At 31.3% G+C, this 21547-nt stretch carries 17 protein-coding genes; 12 read left to right on the top strand and 5 right to left on the bottom strand.

Translation table 11 applies throughout. The annotated features are described in order from the left end of the window. Positions 1-24: 24 nt before the first annotated feature. The 4 genes from J2W95_RS11715 (at position 25) to J2W95_RS11700 (ending at position 6496) form a co-directional block, all read left to right on the top strand. Positions 25-1305: an HlyD family secretion protein gene (locus J2W95_RS11715; protein ID WP_310007176.1), complete on the top strand. Its 1281-nt coding sequence runs from the start codon at positions 25-27 to the stop codon at positions 1303-1305. Positions 1306-2086: 781 nt separating this feature from the next. Next, positions 2087-4114 carry a reverse transcriptase family protein gene (locus J2W95_RS11710; protein WP_310007174.1) on the top strand — a complete coding sequence of 676 codons (2028 nt, stop codon included), beginning with the start codon at positions 2087-2089 and terminating at the stop codon, positions 4112-4114. Continuing rightward, the gene (locus J2W95_RS11705) at positions 4114-4818 is read left to right on the top strand and encodes a hypothetical protein (RefSeq protein WP_310007172.1); all 705 of its coding nucleotides are present in this window, start codon (positions 4114-4116) and stop codon (positions 4816-4818) included. Before J2W95_RS11710 ends, J2W95_RS11705 begins: the two co-directional genes overlap by 1 nt. Further along, the gene (locus J2W95_RS11700) at positions 4811-6496 is read left to right on the top strand and encodes a DNA-binding transcriptional response regulator (protein WP_310007170.1); all 1686 of its coding nucleotides are present in this window, start codon (positions 4811-4813) and stop codon (positions 6494-6496) included. The genes J2W95_RS11705 and J2W95_RS11700 overlap by 8 nt, the downstream gene beginning before the upstream one ends. A 285-nt stretch (positions 6497-6781) precedes the next feature. Here the strand turns inward: J2W95_RS11700 and J2W95_RS11695 are convergent, their stop codons facing one another. Next, positions 6782-7825: a hypothetical protein gene (locus J2W95_RS11695; RefSeq protein ID WP_310007168.1), complete on the bottom strand. Its 1044-nt coding sequence runs from the start codon at positions 7823-7825 to the stop codon at positions 6782-6784. A gap of 387 nt (positions 7826-8212) precedes the next feature. On the opposite strand from J2W95_RS11695, the gene J2W95_RS11690 reads away from it, so the two are divergent. Next, on the top strand, positions 8213-8434 hold the full coding sequence (locus J2W95_RS11690) for a hypothetical protein (RefSeq protein WP_310007166.1): 222 nt from the start codon (positions 8213-8215) through the stop codon (positions 8432-8434). Between the two features lie 652 nt (positions 8435-9086). Here J2W95_RS11690 and J2W95_RS11685 read toward each other — a convergent pair. Together J2W95_RS11685 and J2W95_RS11680 are read right to left on the bottom strand one after the other, a co-directional pair. Continuing rightward, on the bottom strand, positions 9087-9788 hold the full coding sequence (locus J2W95_RS11685; protein ID WP_310007164.1) for a hypothetical protein: 702 nt from the start codon (positions 9786-9788) through the stop codon (positions 9087-9089). Then, the gene (locus J2W95_RS11680; RefSeq protein WP_310007162.1) at positions 9772-10404 is read right to left on the bottom strand and encodes an RNA polymerase sigma factor; all 633 of its coding nucleotides are present in this window, start codon (positions 10402-10404) and stop codon (positions 9772-9774) included. The genes J2W95_RS11685 and J2W95_RS11680 overlap by 17 nt, the downstream gene beginning before the upstream one ends. Before the next feature lie 94 nt (positions 10405-10498). Here J2W95_RS11680 and J2W95_RS11675 point away from each other — a divergent pair, with 94 nt between their 5' ends. Genes J2W95_RS11675 through J2W95_RS11660 form a run of 4 tightly spaced genes read left to right on the top strand, consistent with a single transcriptional unit; the run spans position 10499 to position 13557 of the window. After that, a complete protein-coding gene (locus J2W95_RS11675; protein WP_310007160.1) occupies positions 10499-10852 on the top strand; it encodes a DUF2604 domain-containing protein in 354 nt (117 codons plus the stop codon). After that, positions 10842-11501, top strand: coding sequence for a putative metal-binding protein (locus tag J2W95_RS11670; protein WP_310007159.1), 660 nt, complete (start codon positions 10842-10844; stop codon positions 11499-11501). Before J2W95_RS11675 ends, J2W95_RS11670 begins: the two co-directional genes overlap by 11 nt. Before the next feature lie 29 nt (positions 11502-11530). After that, positions 11531-12049, top strand: a complete 519-nt coding sequence (locus J2W95_RS11665; RefSeq protein WP_310007157.1) for a hypothetical protein — start codon at positions 11531-11533, stop codon at positions 12047-12049. After that, a complete protein-coding gene (locus J2W95_RS11660; RefSeq protein WP_310007155.1) occupies positions 12040-13557 on the top strand; it encodes an E2 ligase fold family C protein in 1518 nt (505 codons plus the stop codon). Before J2W95_RS11665 ends, J2W95_RS11660 begins: the two co-directional genes overlap by 10 nt. Before the next feature lie 626 nt (positions 13558-14183). Here the strand turns inward: J2W95_RS11660 and J2W95_RS11655 are convergent. Both J2W95_RS11655 and J2W95_RS11650 read right to left on the bottom strand, forming a co-directional pair. Then, a complete protein-coding gene (locus J2W95_RS11655; protein WP_310007153.1) occupies positions 14184-15518 on the bottom strand; it encodes a sensor histidine kinase in 1335 nt (444 codons plus the stop codon). Between the two features lies 1 nt (position 15519). Further along, positions 15520-16869, bottom strand: coding sequence for a sigma-54-dependent transcriptional regulator (locus J2W95_RS11650; RefSeq protein WP_310007151.1), 1350 nt, complete (start codon positions 16867-16869; stop codon positions 15520-15522). 140 nt (positions 16870-17009) lie between these two features. Between J2W95_RS11650 and J2W95_RS11645 the strand changes: the two genes are divergently transcribed. The 3 genes from J2W95_RS11645 to J2W95_RS11635 all read left to right on the top strand — a co-directional run bounded on the left by J2W95_RS11645 (position 17010) and on the right by J2W95_RS11635 (position 21547). Further along, positions 17010-18248, top strand: coding sequence for an efflux RND transporter periplasmic adaptor subunit (locus tag J2W95_RS11645; protein ID WP_310007149.1), 1239 nt, complete (start codon positions 17010-17012; stop codon positions 18246-18248). A gap of 54 nt (positions 18249-18302) precedes the next feature. Continuing rightward, complete coding sequence (locus J2W95_RS11640; RefSeq protein WP_310007147.1) at positions 18303-19004, top strand: ABC transporter ATP-binding protein; 702 nt, start codon at positions 18303-18305, stop codon at positions 19002-19004. A gap of 119 nt (positions 19005-19123) precedes the next feature. Continuing rightward, complete coding sequence (locus J2W95_RS11635; RefSeq protein ID WP_310007145.1) at positions 19124-21547, top strand: ABC transporter permease; 2424 nt, start codon at positions 19124-19126, stop codon at positions 21545-21547.

The raw sequence follows: 21547 nt of genomic DNA, 5'->3' as shown, positions 1-21547 counted from the left end.
TAATTTTAGATTAAAAATAAAACGATGTCAAAAGATAAAGAGTTATATCTCCGTAGTGAGGAAGTTCAAGAAATTCTTACTCAAATCCCTAATTGGATGATTAGGTGGGGTATAGTGGTAGTGTCTGGGGTAATCTTCATGTTGCTTTCTATGACATGGTTTATTAAATATCCTGATATAGTTTCTGCACAAATCGTAATAACAACCAACATCCCCCCAGAGAAAGTTATAGCGAAAACTACTGGTAAAATTGAAACTATTTTGGTGGAGAACAAATCAATTGTTTTAGAAAATACTCCTCTTGCTATTATTAAAAACACTGCAAATTACCACGATGTTTTTTTGCTAAAAAGATTGTTGGATGAACATGTTAATGGGAATGATTTTGATTTTAAGCAACTTGAAAATGCACAGCTTGGCGATATAGAAAGTTCTTACGCATGGTTTCATACTGCTTATATAACCAACGAACTTAACAATAATTTGCAGCCTTACGAGGTAGAAGGAAATGCCCAAAAATCGGAAAGTGTTCAGATTTCAGTTCGTTTAGCTATTTCGCAACAACAACAAATTTTGAATGAAAGTGAACTGCTATTGCAAAAAAGCAATATAAATAGATTCGAAAGTCTATTTAATAAAGGAGTAATTTCGGCTCAAGATTTTGAAAATAAAAAACTAGAATATTTACAAGCGGAAAAAAATTATAGAAATTTGTTGAGCAATATTTCTCAATTAAAATCAGCTTTTATTGACAATTCTAAAAACAATAAAAGTATTAAAATTAATAGTGTCAAGGAAAACGTTAATTTAAAAAATAACAAAATTCAAGCTTTTTATCAACTAAAAAAAGTAATAAAAGATTGGGAGTTATCTTTTGTATTACAATCATCTGTTGCTGGTAAAGTAACTTTTTTACAAATCTGGGCAGCAAATCAAACGATTGGTTCTGGTGATGCAATTTTTGCTGTAATTCCAACATTGCAAAAAGGATATATTGGGAAATTGAAAACCCCAGCTCTTAATTCGGGAAAAATACGTATAGGCCAAGCTGTAAATATTCGACTGACTAATTTTCCTGACAGTCAATATGGAATGTTAAATGGCATAATCAAGAATATATCTTTAGCACCAGACAAAGATGGCAGTTTCTGGGTTGATGTAGTTTTACCCAAAAATCTAGAAACATCTTATCATAAAACTATTCCATTTCAGCAGGAAATGTCAGGAAATGCAGAGATTATAACCGAAGATTTAAGGTTAGCAGAACGATTATTATATCAATTTCGGGATATTCTTAGGAGATAGCACCAAGATCTAATTGAGTCGGATTATGTTTTTGTACTTTTCTTTTGATTGAATTACTCTCTTCGTAATTCGAAAAAAGAATGATTTTATATTATCTATTGAAGTGGAAACTTTAAAAAAAATATCATAAAACAAAGAGTTGTGATATTTTCTAAAGTTTTGTCTTAGTAGCCCTAACAGGGTAATTATTGAAACAATTTTACCCAAAAAACTATAAAATACCTTTTCTAAGTTACTGTTTCGAAATAGGTATATTATATTAATATTATTCAAAGCACATTAAAATATGAGAAATAGGTATCCGACGTAGAAAGGTAATGAAGATGAATTTGAGAAAAAATGGGTAGAAATAAAATACTTTAGTAAACTGAAATAAAAAAATAGAAAATTGACTGAAGTATATCAAAACTATTTAAAATAAAAGGGGAGGATATTAAACATTACCTTATAAATAAGTAAATTTCCTAAAAAATTATAATTTTACTTTAAAATAGCTATTTTTGTAACATGTCATTGATTATTCATTTTTAAAATTTTGATCTGTGCTATCTGTTATGTTTTTTATGAAATATAAAATCGGATAGTTGTTTAATTAGTTTTCTAATTAAACGAGAGGTTTAGGAGGCACTCCTTGAGGGTTTAGCTTTTTCTCTATAATATTTTTAATTTACACTTTAATTATACAAACAAAGAAAATATAATTAATGGATAATCAAGACATTTTTATATAATGAAATTAACACAAACAGATATATCATTCATTAACGACTCATTTAAAAAAATGAAAGATAAGAGTGATTTTTTAGCTTTACTAAACTATGTAAAACCTCTTATATATGGTGAAAAGACTTATTTTTTTACTGTAAATAATTTAAACTATCATATAAATAATTATAAGATAGATAAGTATGAAAGTTTTAAGATTAAAAAGAAATCAGGTAAGGATAGAATAATTCATGCTCCTAATAGTGTTTTAAAGTCTTTTCAAAAATGTTTAAATATTGTATTTCAAGCTGTTTACAAATCTCATCCTTCCGCAACCGGCTTTGTAATAGGTAAATCTATAGTTGATAATGCCAAAGTTCATATTGGAAGTAATTATGTTTTTAATATAGATTTAAAAGATTTTTTTCCAAGTATCGATCAAGCAAGATTTTGGGGAAGATTACAGCACCCTCCTTTTAACCTTAATAATGAAAATGGCAATTTACAGCTTGCTAATATTATCGCGCATTTATGTTGTCATAAACTTGAAGTAAAACGTTTTGTTGATAATGAGTGGAAGACCGTTGAGAAAAATGTTTTACCACAAGGAGCACCAACATCCCCTGTTATAAGCAATATTATTTGTCATCGACTTGATTTTTATCTTTCTGCAGTTGCAAAAAAATTTGGAGCAAAATTTACACGTTATGCTGATGATATAACATTTAGCTCAGTGCATAATATTTATAATGAAAACCATCCTTTTATATTAGAGATTCATAGAATTATTACGAATGAAAATTTCGTCATTAATAGTAAAAAAACTAGATTGCAAGAAATTACATATAAACAGGTAGTAACTGGATTAGTAGTCAATGAAAACGTAAATGTTTCAAAGAAATACATTAAGGAATTACGGATGTGGTTGTTTTTTTGGGAAACTTATGGTTTAATAAAAGCTTCAGTAAAATTTAAATCATATAGACAAAAACAGGGTATTGAGGGGGCTTTTAAAATGGTTAGTGTTATAAAAGGGAAGTTGGATTTTCTGAAAATGGTAAAAGGGGCAAATAATTTAACATATTTAAAATTATTAAAACGTTACGAAGAACTTGTTTCTGCGAATAGCAATTTACAGATAAACTTAAATAAGCAGAAAAGAATTGAAAATTTTACGATCGAAAATTTTAATTTGCAACAAAAAGCGATGCATCATCAACCTCAAAAATTAGTTGCATTATTAAGTAATTTTACAGCAGGAAGTAATTTGAAATATGCGACTCATAGTTGGGAGGAACATGAATTATATGATGAATTTATTGACAAACTTATCCTTGATTGGAAAAAAATTGAAAAAGAACTTTTTCAATTAAAGAAAACTTTTGCAGCTAAAATTGATATGTTTTTAGATTCGGATAAGGTTGAGGATATAGGCTGGGGATCAATGCATAAAAATGAAAGAATATATTTTGGATGGAAAAGTAAATCTCTTGTTAAATGGTGTCATGATAATCCAGAAAAGTCACCATTTTATTTTCCAATACCGGAAAACAGAAAAGTATCTTTTGACGGAATTCAAACTAATTATTTTTATAATATAACAGAAATATTTAAACGTCAAATCGAGATTAGGGAAGAGAATAACCATTTGCATAATCTTTTTATGGAACTACGAAAAAATCATTTAGGCTATGATTTTAAATTAATTCCTGTAAATACAAAAGGGATAACATTTTTTACAGATGTTAACACTTTAAGAAACGCGATAGTTAAAATTTTTGAAGGGATAAAAAAAAGACCACAATTCCCTAAAGTAAAAATTGTTGTTGAACATTTGGAAAGATCAATTGAAATTAGAATTATTCATGTGGATTCGATTTGCAACCGTCCAATACATGATAATAAAATTTTGTTTGCCAATACGGGAGACTTTGCAGATTTGAATAAATATTTTAATAATTTATGTGATTGGTCTATAGAGTCGAATTTCAGCGACGGAAAGTCATATAGAATTAATTATATTGATTCAAAAACTGGTGTAGACAAAATATCGGTTGTTAATAAATGTGAAGGGTTTACCTTTCTCTTAAGATTTTATTTGTAATGAAAAAAATTCTAATATTAGATGATAGAATTAAAAGGCAAGAAAGTTTTTTAAATGATAGTAATTTAGCTAAGGACTTTTTTGTAAAGTATAGTGATTTAGTAGATAATCTACAGGATAGCACGTTTGAAAAATTTAAACAGAAATTAGCTGTTGAAGATCAATATGGTTTCTTAAAAGATTACGCTTGTGTAATTGTACATAGATCGGCATTTTCAAAAGAAATAGTGAACAAAATATTTGCATTTTGTAGCAAGAATAATATTAATCTAGTATATTTTTCAGGAGGAATTTCTTCAACTAACCTTCAGGGCAATGATAAATTTTCTTTTTTAACTATAAACTCTAAACAGTTTTATTCTTCAAACTTAACTATGTTTTTGGAGGAATTTAAACAAAATGGAAAGGATAATTTAGGACTATTAGCTTTTGGAGAACAATATGAATTAAATATTTTATTAACTTTTTCATATAAATTGTCATTTTTTAATGCCTTGCAATTACTTAAAGAGGATTGTGTAATTGATGAATTTGTTCAAGCTTACGATATTGATAATGAGTTAATAATGAATATTTTGAAAAATAAATTCGATTGGTTTGATGACGATAATGCTGATAATCCTTTAAAAACTTTGACTGTTGTAAAGGATGCAAAAGAACTCATTGAAAAGATAGTAACTGAAAAAGTGAGATTTAATGACTAAAATACTTAATATAAATCCAGAGAATATAAAAACGATTTTTAATAATGAAAATTATAAAATTATTGACTTTTCGTTTCCATCTATTTCTTTTGATCCTAAGGAATCCTCAGATTTTAATATTGATTCATTTATTTGCAAAAGAGTAATTAATGAAATATCAAAAATTGAATGCGATTTAATTGTCATACCAGTATCATTAACTGTAAATTTTTTAGAGTTTGTTGGTTTAAGATTAGCATATCATATAAGATTAACAAGTACCCAGAATCAGTATAAGCCAATAATTTTTTTAAGTGATATTAATTTGAATGAATTATTGAAATTAAATGATTTATGTGAGATATTATATGCAAATGGAAGTTATCTTTTAAAAACCAATGAAGCTGAGCTTGTAGCTTTAATTGAAACAGGTAAACTTAGGGATTTAAGTCAAAATGATTTTAAAATCTTTGTAAATAAGATAAATTTTTCATCACCTGAAAACTATTTATCAAATCATTCGATTGCTAATGAATGGGGAATTTCTAGATGGGCAGGTGTTTTAAAAGTCAGTGATGAGAAAATAACTCAAGTAAAAGAAAATGTTGAAAGTTTATTATATTTTAAGTATCTGCAAAATAAATATCCGCCATCAATTACTATAGTATCAAATTATTTGTGTTCGGGGAGAGGAAAAGTTGTTTATATTGATGATGAATGGAATAAGGGATGGAAGACTGTATTGGAAAAGTTTTTTTCATTTAGTCAACAAATTGATTTCTCTGTTTTAGAAGAGAATTTTAAAGATAAAACCTCTTGCGATATTGAAAGAATTGTAAAAGATTTTATCATTAGTGAAAACCCTGATTTAATTATTTTAGATCTGCGTTTGAATGACAATGATTTTACACATAATACTTTAAAATTATTTACGGGGTATAAGATATTGGAGGCGATTAAGGCTTTGAATCCTGGATATCAGATTATTATTTTTAGTGCTACTAGTAAAATTTGGAATCTTTTAGAGCTACAAAAGAATGGAGCTAACGGGTTTATTCTTAAAGAGGCGCCAGAATTAAATGTTGAAACCAATTATGCAAAAAAATCCATCGAATTTTTAAAGAAACATGTTGAAAAAGCATTGAGCAAAACAAAGCATCGCAGCATTTGGCAATTAATGCAAAAAGCAAAAAACGCTACAAATTATAGTAATAGTAATTATATTTCCGAATCAGCTATATCCATTGAAATTGCTTGGGGATTAATGGTTTCTGGTAATTTAAATTACGCTTATTTATCACTATATCAAGCTATTGAAAAGTATGGTGAAAGTGAATGGCGATCTTCTGATAATAGTATGATTGAAAGCTCTGGTGCTCTTATTAAAATAATTGAAATTACTTCTCCTGCACCGGCTTATTCATCAACATGGATGCTAAAGTATGTATTTAATAGAACTGGAAGTTATTTTAAGATCGAAAATGTAATAATAACTCAAGAGGAGAAAATATCCGCATTGGTGCAAGTTTCTGCGGTATGCGCTTTTAGATTAGGAAAAGATGATGTTTACCTTCAAAAAATTGGAATGCTTAATCAACTTAGAAATGATATTGCGCATAGAGGAAAACAATTAAATAGTTATACTGAAATAGAGGAGCTATTAAATCTTTTATATGAAATAAGAAATACAAATATTTAGTGTTGAATTTAGAACAGTCGAATATAAGCATGCAATATTTACTCTATCGTGATTAAAAAAGGGACCATCACGGTACAGAATTCGAACCTTTTATTGGAAGATTTAAAGATTTTAAATTAAGTTTAAATAGATATTCATGATTTTCATTTTGCGTTATGATTCGCCCCCTTTTGGATATGATTTGAAGAAATTTTCAAGAAAATAGTAATCATTACTTTGTCTTTTTGCAGACATTAAAGTATGAGAAAAGATCTTCTTATACACTTTTTAGAACAGTATTCTATATTATTTTTCATTCTTCAACTTCTTCAACTCTTCTTCGAGTTTTTTTATTTTTTTCTGATCCTTCAACTCTTTCTTTTCAAGTTTTATCTGTTTCTTTAACTTCTCCTTTTTGAGTTTATTTGTTGCTGTCGGATCTTTAGGCTCTTTTGTTTTATTTTTTTTTGGGTAAACTTCTTTACCACTTAATGTCAAATCTGCTCTCAAACCCAAACTAATAATTGATTGATTTCCACTGAATCCAGCTATATTTTGACTTCTTTTAAATGAAGTTAAATTCATTTCTCCATAAAATTTAGAGATTTCTAGTCTCACTCCAAAATTAGTTCCATTAAAAGCTAATTTTTCAGTTCCTAAAAATTCATTTCTAATTTCAGTATTTTTATCTAGACCATAATCTCCACCTAATCTTCTCGTTGCTAATCCAAATGACATTATTAATTTTATTTTTTCGTTGGTATTAAACAATACAGTATTTAATAACAAGTAGTCTACATTTAATTCAAATGAATTAATTGTTGTTGGCACAGATAATGTATCTTTTATCCAAGTTGTATTATTAACTCTAAAACTTGAATTTAATCCAATTCTTTTTTTACTGAAAGTTGGTAGATTGTCTCCAAAATTTTTATAAAAACTCTTTGTTCCTAATCTAATATAAAAATTACTTATTTTATTAGAACTATTTTCAGGTATTAATAGATTTGAACCAAATATTGTTGTATTAGAAGAATCAATTGCTATTATTTCTTTGTTTTGTGAATAAACTGTAAAATTTACATCTCCATATATAAGGCCTCTTTCGAACTTTAAACCTATTGTGCCGATACCTGCGGTTGCCTCTTTTGTAGAGTTACTTGATGGGGCAGAAAAATTAATATTTGTATCAAAAGAAACTTTTACAGAATCTATTTGACTACTACTATCTTGATTAGAGTCAATAGAAACATTAACTGAGTTTTTCTGGGTACTTGTATCTTGGGAATAAATAAAAATGCATTTAATAAATAAAGCAAAAATAAAAAATAACTGGAATTTTGTTTTCATACATTGAGTTTTAGTTATGTATAAATATTATTTTGAGAATGTTACCTTAAAATCCACTAACATGATAATCTCCACAATTTAACTTTGTTGAAAAATATTTTAATAAATTTAACAAAAAAAATAGCATTAAAAATAAAAATAGTTTTTTTGTAACATTTTAATTTAATATTGTGATACTTGTGTTTAATCTTCTTTTTTACTATTCAAAACTATTAAGAAAAAAACATTTACATAATTACTACAATATTGATCGATGAGAAAAAATATCATATTTTCAAATTTATTACGATACACTTATTTATGACTTGATAAAGAAGATACAAAATTGTTTTTTTTAGAAATTGAACTTGGCAGCTACAAGATTTGATTCAAAAGGAGTGATTCATTATGTCAACTACAGGAAGTAAACAAAATTCGAAGTTTGAATTATTTAAAACTATAAAGAAAAGGAATATTATATTGTTTCCTGATAAAGGAGGGCATTCTGATTGGCCGGAGAAGGCGAGTGAGTTAAATGAAATTGGTTTTAAAATAACATTTAGTGAATTGATAGAGCAAATCAACTTTGGAAATGGTTTTGATTGGGAGGATTTTTATTTGAATATATAAACACAAGGTGAGTCGTTACGGTTTGCCTTTTATTTAAATTAGTTTGAGAACTTTTGAAATGAAATAGCAAAAAAAAACACTCTAAAATATAGAGCGTTTCAATGCTGGTTAAGTAGATGTTAAGTAAAACATCTGTTAAGTCCTGTAAACAGGCAATTAAAGTGATCCTCCTGGTACAGAATTCGAACCAATTTTATGAAGATCTGAACTTGTTATTGGTAGGAGAAAATTAATCTTTTTTGCAATAATTTTGTAAAGAGTTGGAGGGGATTAAGCAGTAACCTGTCAATATTGTATTATTTATTTTAATATAAGTATGGGGCTATAGAGACTAAGTCAAAGATATTATTAAAAAAATAGAAGCTAATGTATAAGATTGTACAAATGGTACTAATTGTAAACTATTTTATGCAGGTTTTTATTTTAAAAACATTTTTTTTGGAAATCAGTATTTCCTTCCAGTAAGGAATTAAAGTGATTAAAAGAGAAACAGAAGGAAATATTTGACATATGCTGGTAATACAAACGCCATGGTTTGAGAAATATAAATAAAATATTATCTATAAAAAAAACTACAAATTACCTTTTAACTTGGAAGTCTATTTTTTAAAGATATTTTAATTTAGGAATATTTAGGCAAGTTACTATATTTTTAAAGCAGACCTTTGGAACGTAACCATTCATAAGAGGCATAAACATCCTTTTCAGGAAATCTTCTTTTCTTGTCGGACCAACTGTAGAAAAGGCTCTTTAATTCATCCCATGATATTTCGCTTCCTCTTGCATTTAATTCAAGATGACAAGCAAATACCGTAGTTGCTAGTTCCGTATTATCTGTACTCATCTTTCTAAAAAGCTGTATTATATACTGGATTCTTTCATTGGTAGCACCAAAGTAATTCTCGTAATATTTTTTGTATCCTTCAGAGTTCTCTAAAGGTACATACTTACTTCGTTTATAACCTGTATTTAGTACTTCCTCAACAGCAAACCAATTATTTTTTTTGAATTCGTTTGCTATTGTATGCATAAATTTATTATCAAAGGGACCTGCAGCCTGCTTCTGGTAACGCCCCTCCAAATTCATCCTTGCAGCGTTTTCACATAAATAAACTAGTTTCTGGAATTTAATCCTGCCCAGTGTCGGTTCATTATTTAATTGGTATGCTATTTCTGCTGCAAGGACAACCCTCTTAAAGTAGACATTTTTGGGTTTATTTTCTTCTTCATAATTTTCTAATGCTTCGCGCTCATTATATTCCTGAACATTTTTGGGCATTATATATCCAGCCAACATTAGTCCTTTTTCAAAATCTTCAAAGGAGAAACCCAATTCTTTATTGATTGATTTCATCTATGGCTTTTTTTATTTTCTCAATTGCTCGTTCCCGCGCCTTGCGGATGGAAGCCGGTTTTAGGCTAAGATCCCTCGCCAGTTCCTCTATAACGGTATCCGGTAGGTATTTATGATGTCTCTTATATTCGAGATCCGTCAAAATTATTCTTTTTTCCTTACTATTCAGTTTGCTGAATATAAAAACTGCTAAATCTTTCTTGTTTTTCAGCGATTCTATACTTGAAGCTGTCGGATCCACTGATTCTAAAATGTCATCGAAATAGGTCTTGTAGTTGCTTTCCTCATGTTTTTCATCCCTATGAAAATTATTGAATAAACTTGTTGATATCTTACATAAATATACGATAATCGCTTTGCGTTTATCATGTAATTTAACTTTTTCTATGTTAAAACTTTTGTATTTTCTAAACCTTTCAAAGGTATCATGTGCAATCTGAAGCCCTAAATGTTTGTCTAGTTTACGCTGTTTACATGTAAGTTCACACCTTGACTTAACTTCAGGTAGAAACCTTCTCAAAAACTCTTTATACAACAAATCGTCGTCTTTACTAGAGCACAATTGTTCCAGTAATTCCACATCGGTAAGAAGATTTATTTGAGTGTTAATTGGCAAGGTGTTTTAATTTATACTACAAAGCGTGACAAAATGTTAATGTCACGCTTTGTAGTAATAGTAGTAGTACAATTATATGTAAAATATTTGAAACATGAATGATAAAGACAAAAAAAATGAAGTCGGTGAGAATCCGTCAACAATCAATGGCAACGGCAACAATGGTAACGGGCCTAAAGAGGACAAGAAAATTTCCATAACGGTGATTGTTAGTGGAACGCCTACTGAGGTTGAGGCAAATCCAAAGCAGAAGATTAAGGTTATTGCCCAAAAAGCATTAGAGCAAACAGGCAATACGGCGAGACCACTGAGCGACTGGACTGTAAAAACTAGGCAGGGAGAGGTGCTTGATTTAGATAGGACCGTTGAAGACTATTATTTTAAAGATGGTGACCAGATAATAATGAGCCTGCAGGCGGGTGTTGGAGGGTGTGACAATGGTTTCTGATTCGAAATTTCCAGGTAATGCTTTGCAGATTGCAGATCCGGAAGTCTCAAAAATTAAATTTGAGAGGGAACTTAACCAGTTCATGTCTAATGCAGCATATAACCGTGAACGGGGCATTATTCTAATTCGTGCCACGTTTCCGGATATAGTGCTGGCATTTACAGCAGCCAATGCCCATCCGCGTGTGATCATCTTTTGCGTTAAAATTAATTTCACCAATTATGACCTGGAAGCTCCGTCAGTCGAGTTTGTAGATGCCCTTACGGAAGCACCTGTCTTATTTACCGACCTACTAAGCCACATGCCAAGGAAAGTTGCAGGTGGGCAGCAGGATCAGCAACAGGTAAATATTACTTTAGGCGCGCCTCTTATACAGGCGCATCCACCCCACATGAAGCCTTTCTTGTGTTTGCCCGGGGTAAAGGAATACCACAACCATCCGGCGCATTCGAACGACCCATGGCTGACGCACCGTGGCTTAGGTGAAGGCACTCTGGGCTTTCTTATTGATCAACTACATAAATATGGTACCGATCCCATAGTAGTATATATGAATAAGAACTATAATGTGCAGCAGCAGAATGGCCTATTGCAAATACAAGCTATAGGGATTGTTGCTAGTATTGACCCTAATCGCATCCCTTTATGAAACAGGTAGGATTTTTAGATATTGAAACGGTGTACCTGCCAAAAAATTGTGCCCAAATAGCAATTGAAGCGCTTTATAGAGCCGGGACACGTGGTGTGGAGGGTGTTGCTTTGTTTGCCGGAGTTAGAGAAGGAAATACATTCACTATAACTCAAACTATTATTCCCTTGCAAAAGGCAGGTTCTGTTGAAGATGGCTTGATCTATGTGGTTTCAGGCGAGGAATTGGAACGTATAGGCTTAGAGCTTTATGATAATGGGTTGCAATTATTTGCACAAATACACAGTCACCCTGGCGCAGCTTACCATTCCGAAACAGATGATGCCTTTCCAATCGTTACTGTTCTTGGCGGAGTTTCTATAGTCGTGCCAAACTTTGCAATGGGCGGCGTAAAAATTTCAGAATGGGCAATTTACAGGTTGCTCCCAAATACAGGATGGACTGAGATTAATGGTAAGCAAAAAGAAAAGCTTTTTGTTATTAATGATGATATCCCAGCACCGAAACAGGTGTCAGTTAAATGGTATAAATTTTGGTTATGGCTTTAGCAAATTTTTTTGATAAGTCCGCTTTGGCGGCATCGTATGTATTGAGCAACTATGACCGTTCGGACTTTGAACGGAGATTAGGTGAATCTAACGTTGAAATAGTTTACGATTATGCTGCTATAAGCTCAAACGAGGGAAAGGCAACATTAGAAATGACAATAAAATTATTAGCTAGGATGTATCCCAATCTAATAATAACAGGGATTGGAATAGATGTTGATACGTATCGGGTGCAATTGGAAGGTATGGCGCAAGGCATAAATCCTCACATAGATCTTTCCAACGATCAGCCAACTGCATCTGTTTGTATAGGCAATACTGCTATTGAACGTGATGTACCTGTTTTCTACATTGGTTCAGATAACTGGGCTATTAATTTTTCCGATGCAAAGCCTGTAGGATCAGGATTGTCAGAAAATCCCTTTGCAGCTGGTGCGGTAGCATGCTACGGAGCAGCTAATATATTCAGACATGTCTTTAAAGACCAATTGAAGAACTCACAATATGATACTGACTTTAGTCTTTCACTACTAGACTATGAATTAAAGGAACGTAGTGGAAGTGACAATGGGTCTTCAATAGGAAAGAAGAAAATTTGTTTAAAAGAAACAGCTTTAATAGGGCTTGGGGCAATCGGGAATGGAACAATATGGGCACTTTCAAAAATAGCATTATTGGAAGGGACAGTGTATCTTATAGATCCTGAGGAAGTAGAATTATCTAATATTCAAAGGTATGTTCTTGCAAATCAAGGCGATATAGAAAAATATAAAACGGATCTTGTAATGACACAACTGGAAAATTCCAGGTTAACATTAGTTCCTCATCGCGGTGACTGGGCTGATTTTCTGAACAATCGAGGTAATTGGAAAGTTGATATGGTATTAGTGGCAGTTGATAGTGCTGAACACAGAATTAGCATACAGGCTTCCTTACCTAAGCATATCATTAATGCGTGGACCCAGTCTGATGATCTTGGGATTTCAAGGCATTTTGATTTTGAAAAGGACGCCTGCTTGGGATGTTTATATCCTCCTGCAGCGGGGATTAAGTCCGAATCGCTTTTGATGGCGGAATCATTTGGATTGCCCCATGAAGAAGTCTTAATTAGACAAATGTTATATAATAATGATACAATCGATGAAAAATGGATAAGTAAAATTGCTGAGGCTAAGTCAATGCCACTGGAGGCATTAGTCCCTTATGTTAATGCACCTGTCAGGGATTTTTATAGTAAAGTGGTTTGTGGAGGAATAATGTTAGGCGAGGTGAATAAACAGGCAGAGACACCTATGGCCTTTCAGTCCGCATTGGCCGGAATTCTGTTGGCTGCCGAGTTGATTATTGAAAACGAAAACTTAAGGTTAACGCCATTGGAGAATGTGACCAAACTTGACCTTTTAAGTCCTGTAAAAGAGTTTCTAAATGAGATGGTTTTAAAGCCAAGTAGTTCAAGATGTATTTGTCAGGATGACGACTTTAGGAAGCGATATCAGAGTAAATATTGAAAATGTAATCTATAAGAGATTGTCATATTTGGATGTTCATGAAAAAGGGTAATTAAATATTTTCAATCATACAAATGGTTTTATGAGAGAACTTAAACGGTTTGGTCTTATTAGAATATCAAGTCAATATAGGGTAATTGTACTGCGATGGGCCTTTTAACCCCTGTCTTCTTTTTTGAAAAGCTTAGCTGCTTAAACTTTGCACTTTAGTGATAAGTAATAATACCTAATCTACTGGTCAATTAGTTAAAATACATTTTTGATGGGATAAGTATTGTTCTTCAAAAAGATTATTATCTAGGAGAAAGTTATGGAGCCTGTAAATGGTTGGTTGGTAAATGTTTACTCAAATAAGTAAATAAAGAATTATTTCATTAATTTTTAGGAGTGATGATATTATAGAGTAAAAAACGTTCTCATGAGATTGTTTACTTATTTAAGATTAGTTGCTAGACCACGGTGGGATTTGAAGCTAATTTAATTTGAATTTATAACTTACTTAATTTTTTCAAATCATGAACAAAATGGTTCGAAAACAGGTTCGTAAGGACCACAAAACTTCTCAAGAAATTGAAAAGTTTGTGGGGGTTACATTTTCCTAAAAAGGCTTCATTTTTTTATTCCATTTAATTATCAACTAAACAAATCACAAAAATGGTTTTATTATCTTCATTTCTATACGCCAGATAACCTCCATGGGCTTCCACGATATTTTTGGATAAAGTAAGTCCAATTCCAGCACCTTCTTTTCGTGTGGTAAAAAAAGGCAAAAATATTTTGCTTTCTATCTCATTTTCAACACCATTTCCATTATCGGTAATCATAATGAATGTTCTCTTTTCTTTGACTTCGGCTGAAACTACGATCTGTTTTTTTTCAGTATCAGCTAAGGCATGAATGCAATTTGTCAAGAGATTGATTAATACCTGTTCCATTTGTAGAGGATCAACATTCAGTCGGCGGTCAAAAGCAATATTGTTTATGACAACTATTTGCTCCTTTTTGAAGATAGGAGCCATAATCTGTAAACTATTCTCAATCAATTGCGACAATTCAATTTTTTCTTTTTGTGGTGATGGCAACATGGCTAGTTTGCGATAACTCTCTACAAATTGTTGCAAATGATCACTTCTCCTCAACATCGTGGCAACACTAGTTTTCATATCATCTAAATCTTCTGCCGAAATGTCTTCCTGTTGAACTAAATCCTGTAGATTTTGAGAAAGTGATCGAATAGGGGTAATCGAATTCAAAAGCTCATGTGAAATAACTTTCATTAAATTAATCCAAGCCTCTTTCTCTTTTTTCTCAATTACATTTTGAATAGAGTCTAATAAAACAATAAAGTAATCGTGATTAAATATTTGACTCCTAGAAGTTTGCATCACAAACGTTTGTGTATCTTGTTGATTAACACGTATTTCTAATGATTGTTTTATTTCTTTAAAATCCTGATCTTCAATAATTTGACATAAAGAAGGCAGATGGTTTTTTAGATAATTCCATTTGGAAATCTTTGGAACCTCAAAATGTTTGGAAAAATAATCATTCATTAAAAAGATATTCCAATCGTCTTCTCCTCTTTGCAGAATAATAATCCCTGTTTCTATATTGTTTAAAATTGAACTATAAACAATGTCTTTTGAAACTTGTTCATTTTGTTTGTTTTTCAGATTTTCATACAATTTGAATAAGGTTGAATAGTTTTGATAGGATTTATGCTTTGAAAAATCTGATGTAAAATCATTTTGCAAAATAGAAGTAATTGTTCTGTCATAAACTGAAAAGGCATTTTTTACATAAAAATACATTTCAAGGATCAATAGAAAAATTATGAGAAAACCGAATATTGCCGTAAAAACCAATCCTTTTTGAAAAAGAAAGATCGAAATTCCAATACCGGAAAGAATTAGAATCAATCGAAGAAAAAGAAGTTGGTAGGTTTTCCAGGATTTAAACATATTAGTTAGTGTTGATGTTATATTTTTCTAATCGTCGGTATAATGAAGCTCTTGACAATCCTAATTCTTCAGCTGTTTTACTGATATTATTATTGTTCTTAATCAGTATTTTTTCGATGGCCGATTTTTCAACAGCTGAAAGCTGAATATCTTCTTGATTTTCTTCGTAAGTAGTTATTTGTTCCAAATCCAGATCCGAAACGGTAATATGGTTGTTTTCACAAAGAATTACGGCACGCTCAATTCTGTTTTCCATTTCTCGGATATTGCCATTCCAAGCGTGTTTTTCAATTTGCTCTAATGCTTTTTCATCAAAAGTAATTTCATCGCGTCCATACTTCTCAATCATTTTTTCCAAAAGATAGTGTGATAAAGGAATTTTGTCTTCGTTTCGTTCCCGCAATGGTGGCAACACAATTTCCATGGTATTAATACGATAATATAAATCTTCCCTAAAGTTTTTATTGGTTACTTCCTCTTTCAAATTCAGGTTGGTAGCCGTTATGATGCGGACATTTAAAGGTCTTGCCTTCGATTCTCCCAATCGGGTCACTGTTTTTGTTTGGATGACCTGCAAAAGTTTAGACTGCAGATGCAAGGGAACGTTCCCAATTTCATCTAAAAAAATGGTTCCGTTTTGAGCCATTTCAAAGCGTCCGGGAGTATCGGTTTTGGCATCAGTAAAAGCTCCTTGTACATAACCAAATAATTCACTTTCAAAAATATTGGTGTTCAAGGAACCCAAATCAACATGAATAAAAGGATTGTTTTTTCGCTCTGATTGTCGATGGATATGATGTGACAAAACATATTTACCTGTTCCATTTTCGCCAAGAATTAAAACATTAGCATCGGTTTTGGCTACCTTATCTGCGAGGGAATATGCCTTTTTTATAACATCTGAATTGCCAACGAAGAATTCTTCAATTGTCTCAACATTAATTTGCTTCTTTTGTTCTTTTCGGCTTTTATCAACGCCTTGTTTGACAACGCTAAGCAGTTTTTCGTTTTCCCAAGGTTTTAAAATATAATCAAAAGCGCCTGATTTTAATCCTTCTACGGCCGTTTCGACTTTACCAAAAGCGGTCATCAAAATAACAACGGTTCTTGGCGAAAGTGTTTTTATTTCTTTTAATAAATACAAACCCTCTTTGCCGTCCTCAAATCCTATTCTGTAATTCATGTCCAGTAAAACCACGTCGATGGTGTTTTTTGCCAATAACTCAACCACATTTTTGGGGTTATTGAGTGTAAAAATGTTTTCAAAATGCTTTTTAAGGAGCATTTTGGAAGCAAAAAGAATATCTTCTTGATCATCTATGATTAATATAGAGGCGTTGGTCTTTTTCATTGTTGTTCGGTTTCGGACAAAAGGTGTTCATTATCGAACACTTTAAAAATTTAATTAAAAATATAGCCTTAAAAATAAAGGGATTACGATGTTTAAATTTCTGGCACGATAATCCCTTTAGGTTTATCAAATTATCAGCAATGGACACCATAATTACACGTAAAACTAACAAAAATAAGTATCTTTTAATCGGTTTGCCAATTATCTTAATCTTTGGGTATGTCATCTTTACTTCGGCAACTAAGAAAAGAAGTCTTACAATAAAGAAAGACGAAATCACCATCAAAACAGTTGAAAATGATTTTTTCGAAGATTTTATGTCTTTTCAGGCGAAAGCTGTTCCTTTAAATTCAATGTTAGTTAATATCATTGAAGGTGGAGCGGTTCAGGAAATATTTGTAGAAAATGGAGACATGGTCATAAAAGGGCAACCGCTGGCAAGATTATATAATCCTAATGCAGAATTGGCTTATATGCAACAGGAAACAGCAATTATCGAACAAATCAATAATTTGAATAAAGCCAAACTTGATTTGAGAAATCAGGAATTGAATTTAGAAAAAGATTTGATTGCAATAGAACACGATTATCTGGATGCTAAAAGTTTATTCGAATTGAACCAAAAACTTTTTGACAAAGAGATACTTTCTAAAAACGAATGGGAAAAGACTCAAGAGAATTATCGTTTTCAAAAAGAGCGGATGAACATCATCAAGCAAAGTGTCAAAAAAGAAAAGCTAGCAAATCAAGTTCAGATTGGACAGCTCAATCAGTCGATTAGTTTTATGAATAAAAGTTTGGATATATTAAGAACAAACAAAAAGAATTTCCTAATCACAGCGCCAATTTCCGGAAGGCTTTCTTCATTCGAACCAATATTGGGTAAAACCTATGCACAAAACACCAGTATTGGTTCTATTGATGACAGGAAAGGCTATAAATTGGTCGCTGATATTGATGAGTTTTATTTAGATAAAATTGCTGAGAAACAAAAAGGAACAGTTGATTTTGATAATAAAGCCATTGAAGTCCAAATAACCAAAGTAATTCCAGAAGTTAAAAACGGAAGATTTCAAGTGGAATTGGATTTTGTTTCCTCTGAAAAACTGGATTTGAAACAAGGATTGAGTTTTGGCGTGAAATTAAATCTGTCGGAGAAAACAAAAACGCTAGTTCTTTCGAAAGGAAGTTTTAACGAAGAGACCAGCGGGAAATGGATTTTTGTCGTCAGCGGAAACAAAGCTGAAAGAAGAGAAATCAAACTAGGGAGAGAAAACCCGCTGTATTATGAAGTACTCGGCGGTTTGAAAGCAGGTGAAAAAGTAATTACTTCCTCGTATAAAGATTATAAGGAAGTAGAAGTCTTGAATTTCGAATAAAGAAAAAGAGCATAGAGTAAAGAAACAAGAATAAAGAGTAAAACAAATAATATTATGATTCAAATTAAAAACCTTTCAAAAGTATTTAGAACAGAAGAAGTAGAAACAATGGCACTTAGTGAAGTTTCGCTAACCATTAATCAAGGTGATTTTGTCTCCATCATGGGACCTTCAGGAAGTGGAAAATCTACTTTATTGAATATTGTAGGATTGCTGGACAGTGCCACTGGCGGTAGTTATCAATTGCTTAATCAAGAAATGATTGGGCTGAAAGAAAAAGAAAAATCGAAAGCCAGAAAAGAAAATATTGGATTCATTTTTCAGAATTTCAATCTGATAGACGAGTTATCAGTATATGACAATATCGAATTGCCATTAATTTACAACAAAGTTCCTTCTTCTGACAGAAAGAAAAAAGTAGAAGCAATTGCCGACAGATTAGGAATTTCACATCGATTGAAACACTATCCGCAGCAGCTTTCTGGAGGACAGCAGCAGCGTGTTGCCGTTGCAAGAGCTTTGATTAATGATCCAAAAATTATTCTTGCCGATGAGCCTACAGGAAATTTGGACAGTAAAAGCGGAAACGAAGTGATGGAATTACTGACCGATCTGCATGCCAATGGAGCAACAATTTTGATGGTTACACACTCCGATTATGATGCTTCTTTTTCCCAAAAAACAGTTCACATGAAAGATGGAGTAATACTTTCAGAAAAAGCGAATAGTCGTAATGTAGAAGTTTTTAAAGTATAGAAATGCTAAATATCCTTGTATCAATCATTACAGCCGTTATTGAGCTGCTTCACAAAATACTGTTGTAAGCATATCAAACGTCTCATCAATCAAATCAAAATTTAATCAATCAAAAAAGTATGATTCTCAACTGGATTAAAATATTTATTTATCACTTAAAGCAAAGCAAGCTGTTTTCTTTTCTCAACGTTTTGGGATTGAGCATAGGTATTGCAGGAGTGATTTTCGCCACTTTATATTGGAATGATGAACAGAGTTATAACGCTTGGAATCCCAATAAAGACAACATTTATTTAGTTGCCAATCAAATGGACGCAGAAACTTTTTGGGCTTCAAGTTCAGCACCAATAGGAGCTACAATAAAAGAGAAAAGTTCAGAAGTAACATCGTATTGTTATTTAAGTGGAAATTATGAAAGCGATATAATTCGGTTTAAAAATAAAAAAGTGCAATCGAACAAAATCGTATTAGCTCAAAAGAATTTTTTTGATTTTTTTCCTTTTGAATTTATAGAAGGCAATGCAAAAATAGCCTTACCTGATGAAAATAGTATTAGTTTATCAGAAGATTTAGCTTCGCAGATTTTTGGAAAAGAAACTGCTTTAGGGAAAGAAGTTCTTTTTCAGAATAAAAAACTTATTGTAAGAGGTGTTTATAAAATGGATAAAAAATCTTCTTATAATCCTTCCTGTGTTGTTAATTTTATAGATTTAAGACTTAGAAAATCTATTGACCAATGGGGGAATTTTCAGTTTGTATTATTTCTTAAAGTTAATAATCCTAGTAAAGTTTCATTAGTCGAAAATGATTTGCAAAAACTTTATTACGATAATCTAACGGTTCGATTTGCTAAAGAAAATGGAATTACTCCAGAGCAATACATTGAAAAATATGGAGCTACAAAACCCTTTTTAGAGCCTTTGTCTACCATTCGGCTGCATACTAAAACTGGTGGACTAATCGAGGAAAATGGTAATTTTCAGTTTTTGATGATTATGGTTGGATTATCTATTTTAATTCTGTTGCTCTCAATTGTAAATTATATCAATTCTGCCACAGCAAATGCTATAAAACGTGCCAAAGAAGTTGGCGTAAGAAAAGTTATAGGTTCTTCGAAAATTAATATAATTCAGCAATTTGTTTTTGAAACAGCAATACTATCGCTGTTTTCAATTTTAATTGCTCTTGTAATTGTTGAACTGTCGTTACCTTATTATAATGATTTTTTAAATAAAACTATCATTGTACAAGGCAGTCAATTTTATTTACAACTTATTATAATATTTGTTATTACGGTTTGTTTGGCAGGAGTTTTTCCAGCAATATATGTTTCTAATTTTGAAACTTTAAAGGTTTTGAAAGGCAATTTTGGAAGAAGTAAAAGTGGAGTTTGGTTACGAAATGGAATGTTGATTTTTCAATTTGCAATTGCAACTTTTTTCATCATCGGATCCTATATTGTTTATCAGCAAATAGACTATATGAATAGAAAAGATTTAGGTTTTAAAGCCAATCAAATTTTAAGTATTTCTTATCGTAATGTATATGGAGAAGAAATAACGGATAATTTTAGATTTGATCGCTACTTAACAATCAAAAATGAATTATTACACATTCCTGGTATAAAACAAGTTGCAGCAGGTGGTTTTGCTTTTGGAGGATCTGCAAAATCAACAATAGCGTATCAATATAAAGATTTAAGTGTGGATGGAGATAATATTCCGATTGATTTTGGAATGTTAGAAATGATGCAGATAAAAATTGTAAAAGGGAGATACTTGAGTCCGAAATTTGCTCAGGATACTATTAATACAATGCTAATAAATGAAACTGCAGCGAGATTATTAAAAGAGAAAAACCCAATTGGAAAAAAGGTGAGTTGGAATGGTAAAGAGATTACTATCGTTGGAGTTGTAAAAGATTTCAACATAGGTAATCCAAGCGAAGCCATTCCTCCAATGTCATTTTTTCATTTTAAAACAAATTCGTGGTTAACTTTTGCCTTAAACAATATTTATATTGATGCAGATTCAGAAACTATGGATCAAACTTTAGGGGATTTGGAAAATTTTTGGCTAAAAAAGGTAGATCCTGATTATCCATTTTCATATGATTTTGTTGACAAAGAATACAAAAGATCGTATAGCAGTTATGTAAAGCAAAAAAATCTATTCTCGATATTAAATATTGTGGTGATATTGATTGCGCTTTTTGGTTTATTCTGTCTGGCCTCATTTTCTATCGAAAGACGCATAAAAGAAATAGCCATAAGAAAAACTCTAGGTGCTGAAACCAATGTGTTACTGAAAGAATTGTCAATACAATACATCGTTTTCTGCATATTTGGATTTTTAATTACCTTATTTCCAACTTATTATTTACTCAACAAATGGTTGGAGAATTTTGCTTATAGAATTGATATTTCAATCTATCCATTTATAATTGGATTTATTGCTTTACTAGCCTTAACCTTAATAGTGGTGCTTTCGAGAGCATATCAAGCCACGAGAGTAGATGTTCTAAAATACCTAAAATACGAATAG

It is taken from the genome of Flavobacterium granuli (genome assembly GCF_031456055.1).
Taxonomy (GTDB): domain Bacteria; phylum Bacteroidota; class Bacteroidia; order Flavobacteriales; family Flavobacteriaceae; genus Flavobacterium; species Flavobacterium granuli_A.
This window is presented reverse-complemented; position numbering and strand designations above follow the sequence as displayed.

Bases quoted from the DNA above. Each gene is read 5' to 3' on its own strand.
- J2W95_RS11715 (WP_310007176.1), top strand. From the start codon at position 25: ATGTCAAAAGATAAAGAGTTATATCTCCGTAGTGAGGAAGTTCAAGAA.
- J2W95_RS11710 (WP_310007174.1), top strand. From the start codon at position 2,087: ATGAAAGATAAGAGTGATTTTTTAGCTTTACTAAACTATGTAAAACCT.
- J2W95_RS11705 (WP_310007172.1), top strand. From the start codon at position 4,114: ATGAAAAAAATTCTAATATTAGATGATAGAATTAAAAGGCAAGAAAGT.
- J2W95_RS11700 (WP_310007170.1), top strand. From the start codon at position 4,811: ATGACTAAAATACTTAATATAAATCCAGAGAATATAAAAACGATTTTT.
- J2W95_RS11695 (WP_310007168.1), bottom strand. From the start codon at position 7,825: ATGAAAACAAAATTCCAGTTATTTTTTATTTTTGCTTTATTTATTAAA.
- J2W95_RS11690 (WP_310007166.1), top strand. From the start codon at position 8,213: ATGTCAACTACAGGAAGTAAACAAAATTCGAAGTTTGAATTATTTAAA.
- J2W95_RS11685 (WP_310007164.1), bottom strand. From the start codon at position 9,788: ATGAAATCAATCAATAAAGAATTGGGTTTCTCCTTTGAAGATTTTGAA.
- J2W95_RS11675 (WP_310007160.1), top strand. From the start codon at position 10,499: ATGAATGATAAAGACAAAAAAAATGAAGTCGGTGAGAATCCGTCAACA.
- J2W95_RS11670 (WP_310007159.1), top strand. From the start codon at position 10,842: ATGGTTTCTGATTCGAAATTTCCAGGTAATGCTTTGCAGATTGCAGAT.
- J2W95_RS11660 (WP_310007155.1), top strand. From the start codon at position 12,040: ATGGCTTTAGCAAATTTTTTTGATAAGTCCGCTTTGGCGGCATCGTAT.
- J2W95_RS11655 (WP_310007153.1), bottom strand. From the start codon at position 15,518: ATGTTTAAATCCTGGAAAACCTACCAACTTCTTTTTCTTCGATTGATT.
- J2W95_RS11650 (WP_310007151.1), bottom strand. From the start codon at position 16,869: ATGAAAAAGACCAACGCCTCTATATTAATCATAGATGATCAAGAAGAT.
- J2W95_RS11645 (WP_310007149.1), top strand. From the start codon at position 17,010: ATGGACACCATAATTACACGTAAAACTAACAAAAATAAGTATCTTTTA.
- J2W95_RS11640 (WP_310007147.1), top strand. From the start codon at position 18,303: ATGATTCAAATTAAAAACCTTTCAAAAGTATTTAGAACAGAAGAAGTA.
- J2W95_RS11635 (WP_310007145.1), top strand. From the start codon at position 19,124: ATGATTCTCAACTGGATTAAAATATTTATTTATCACTTAAAGCAAAGC.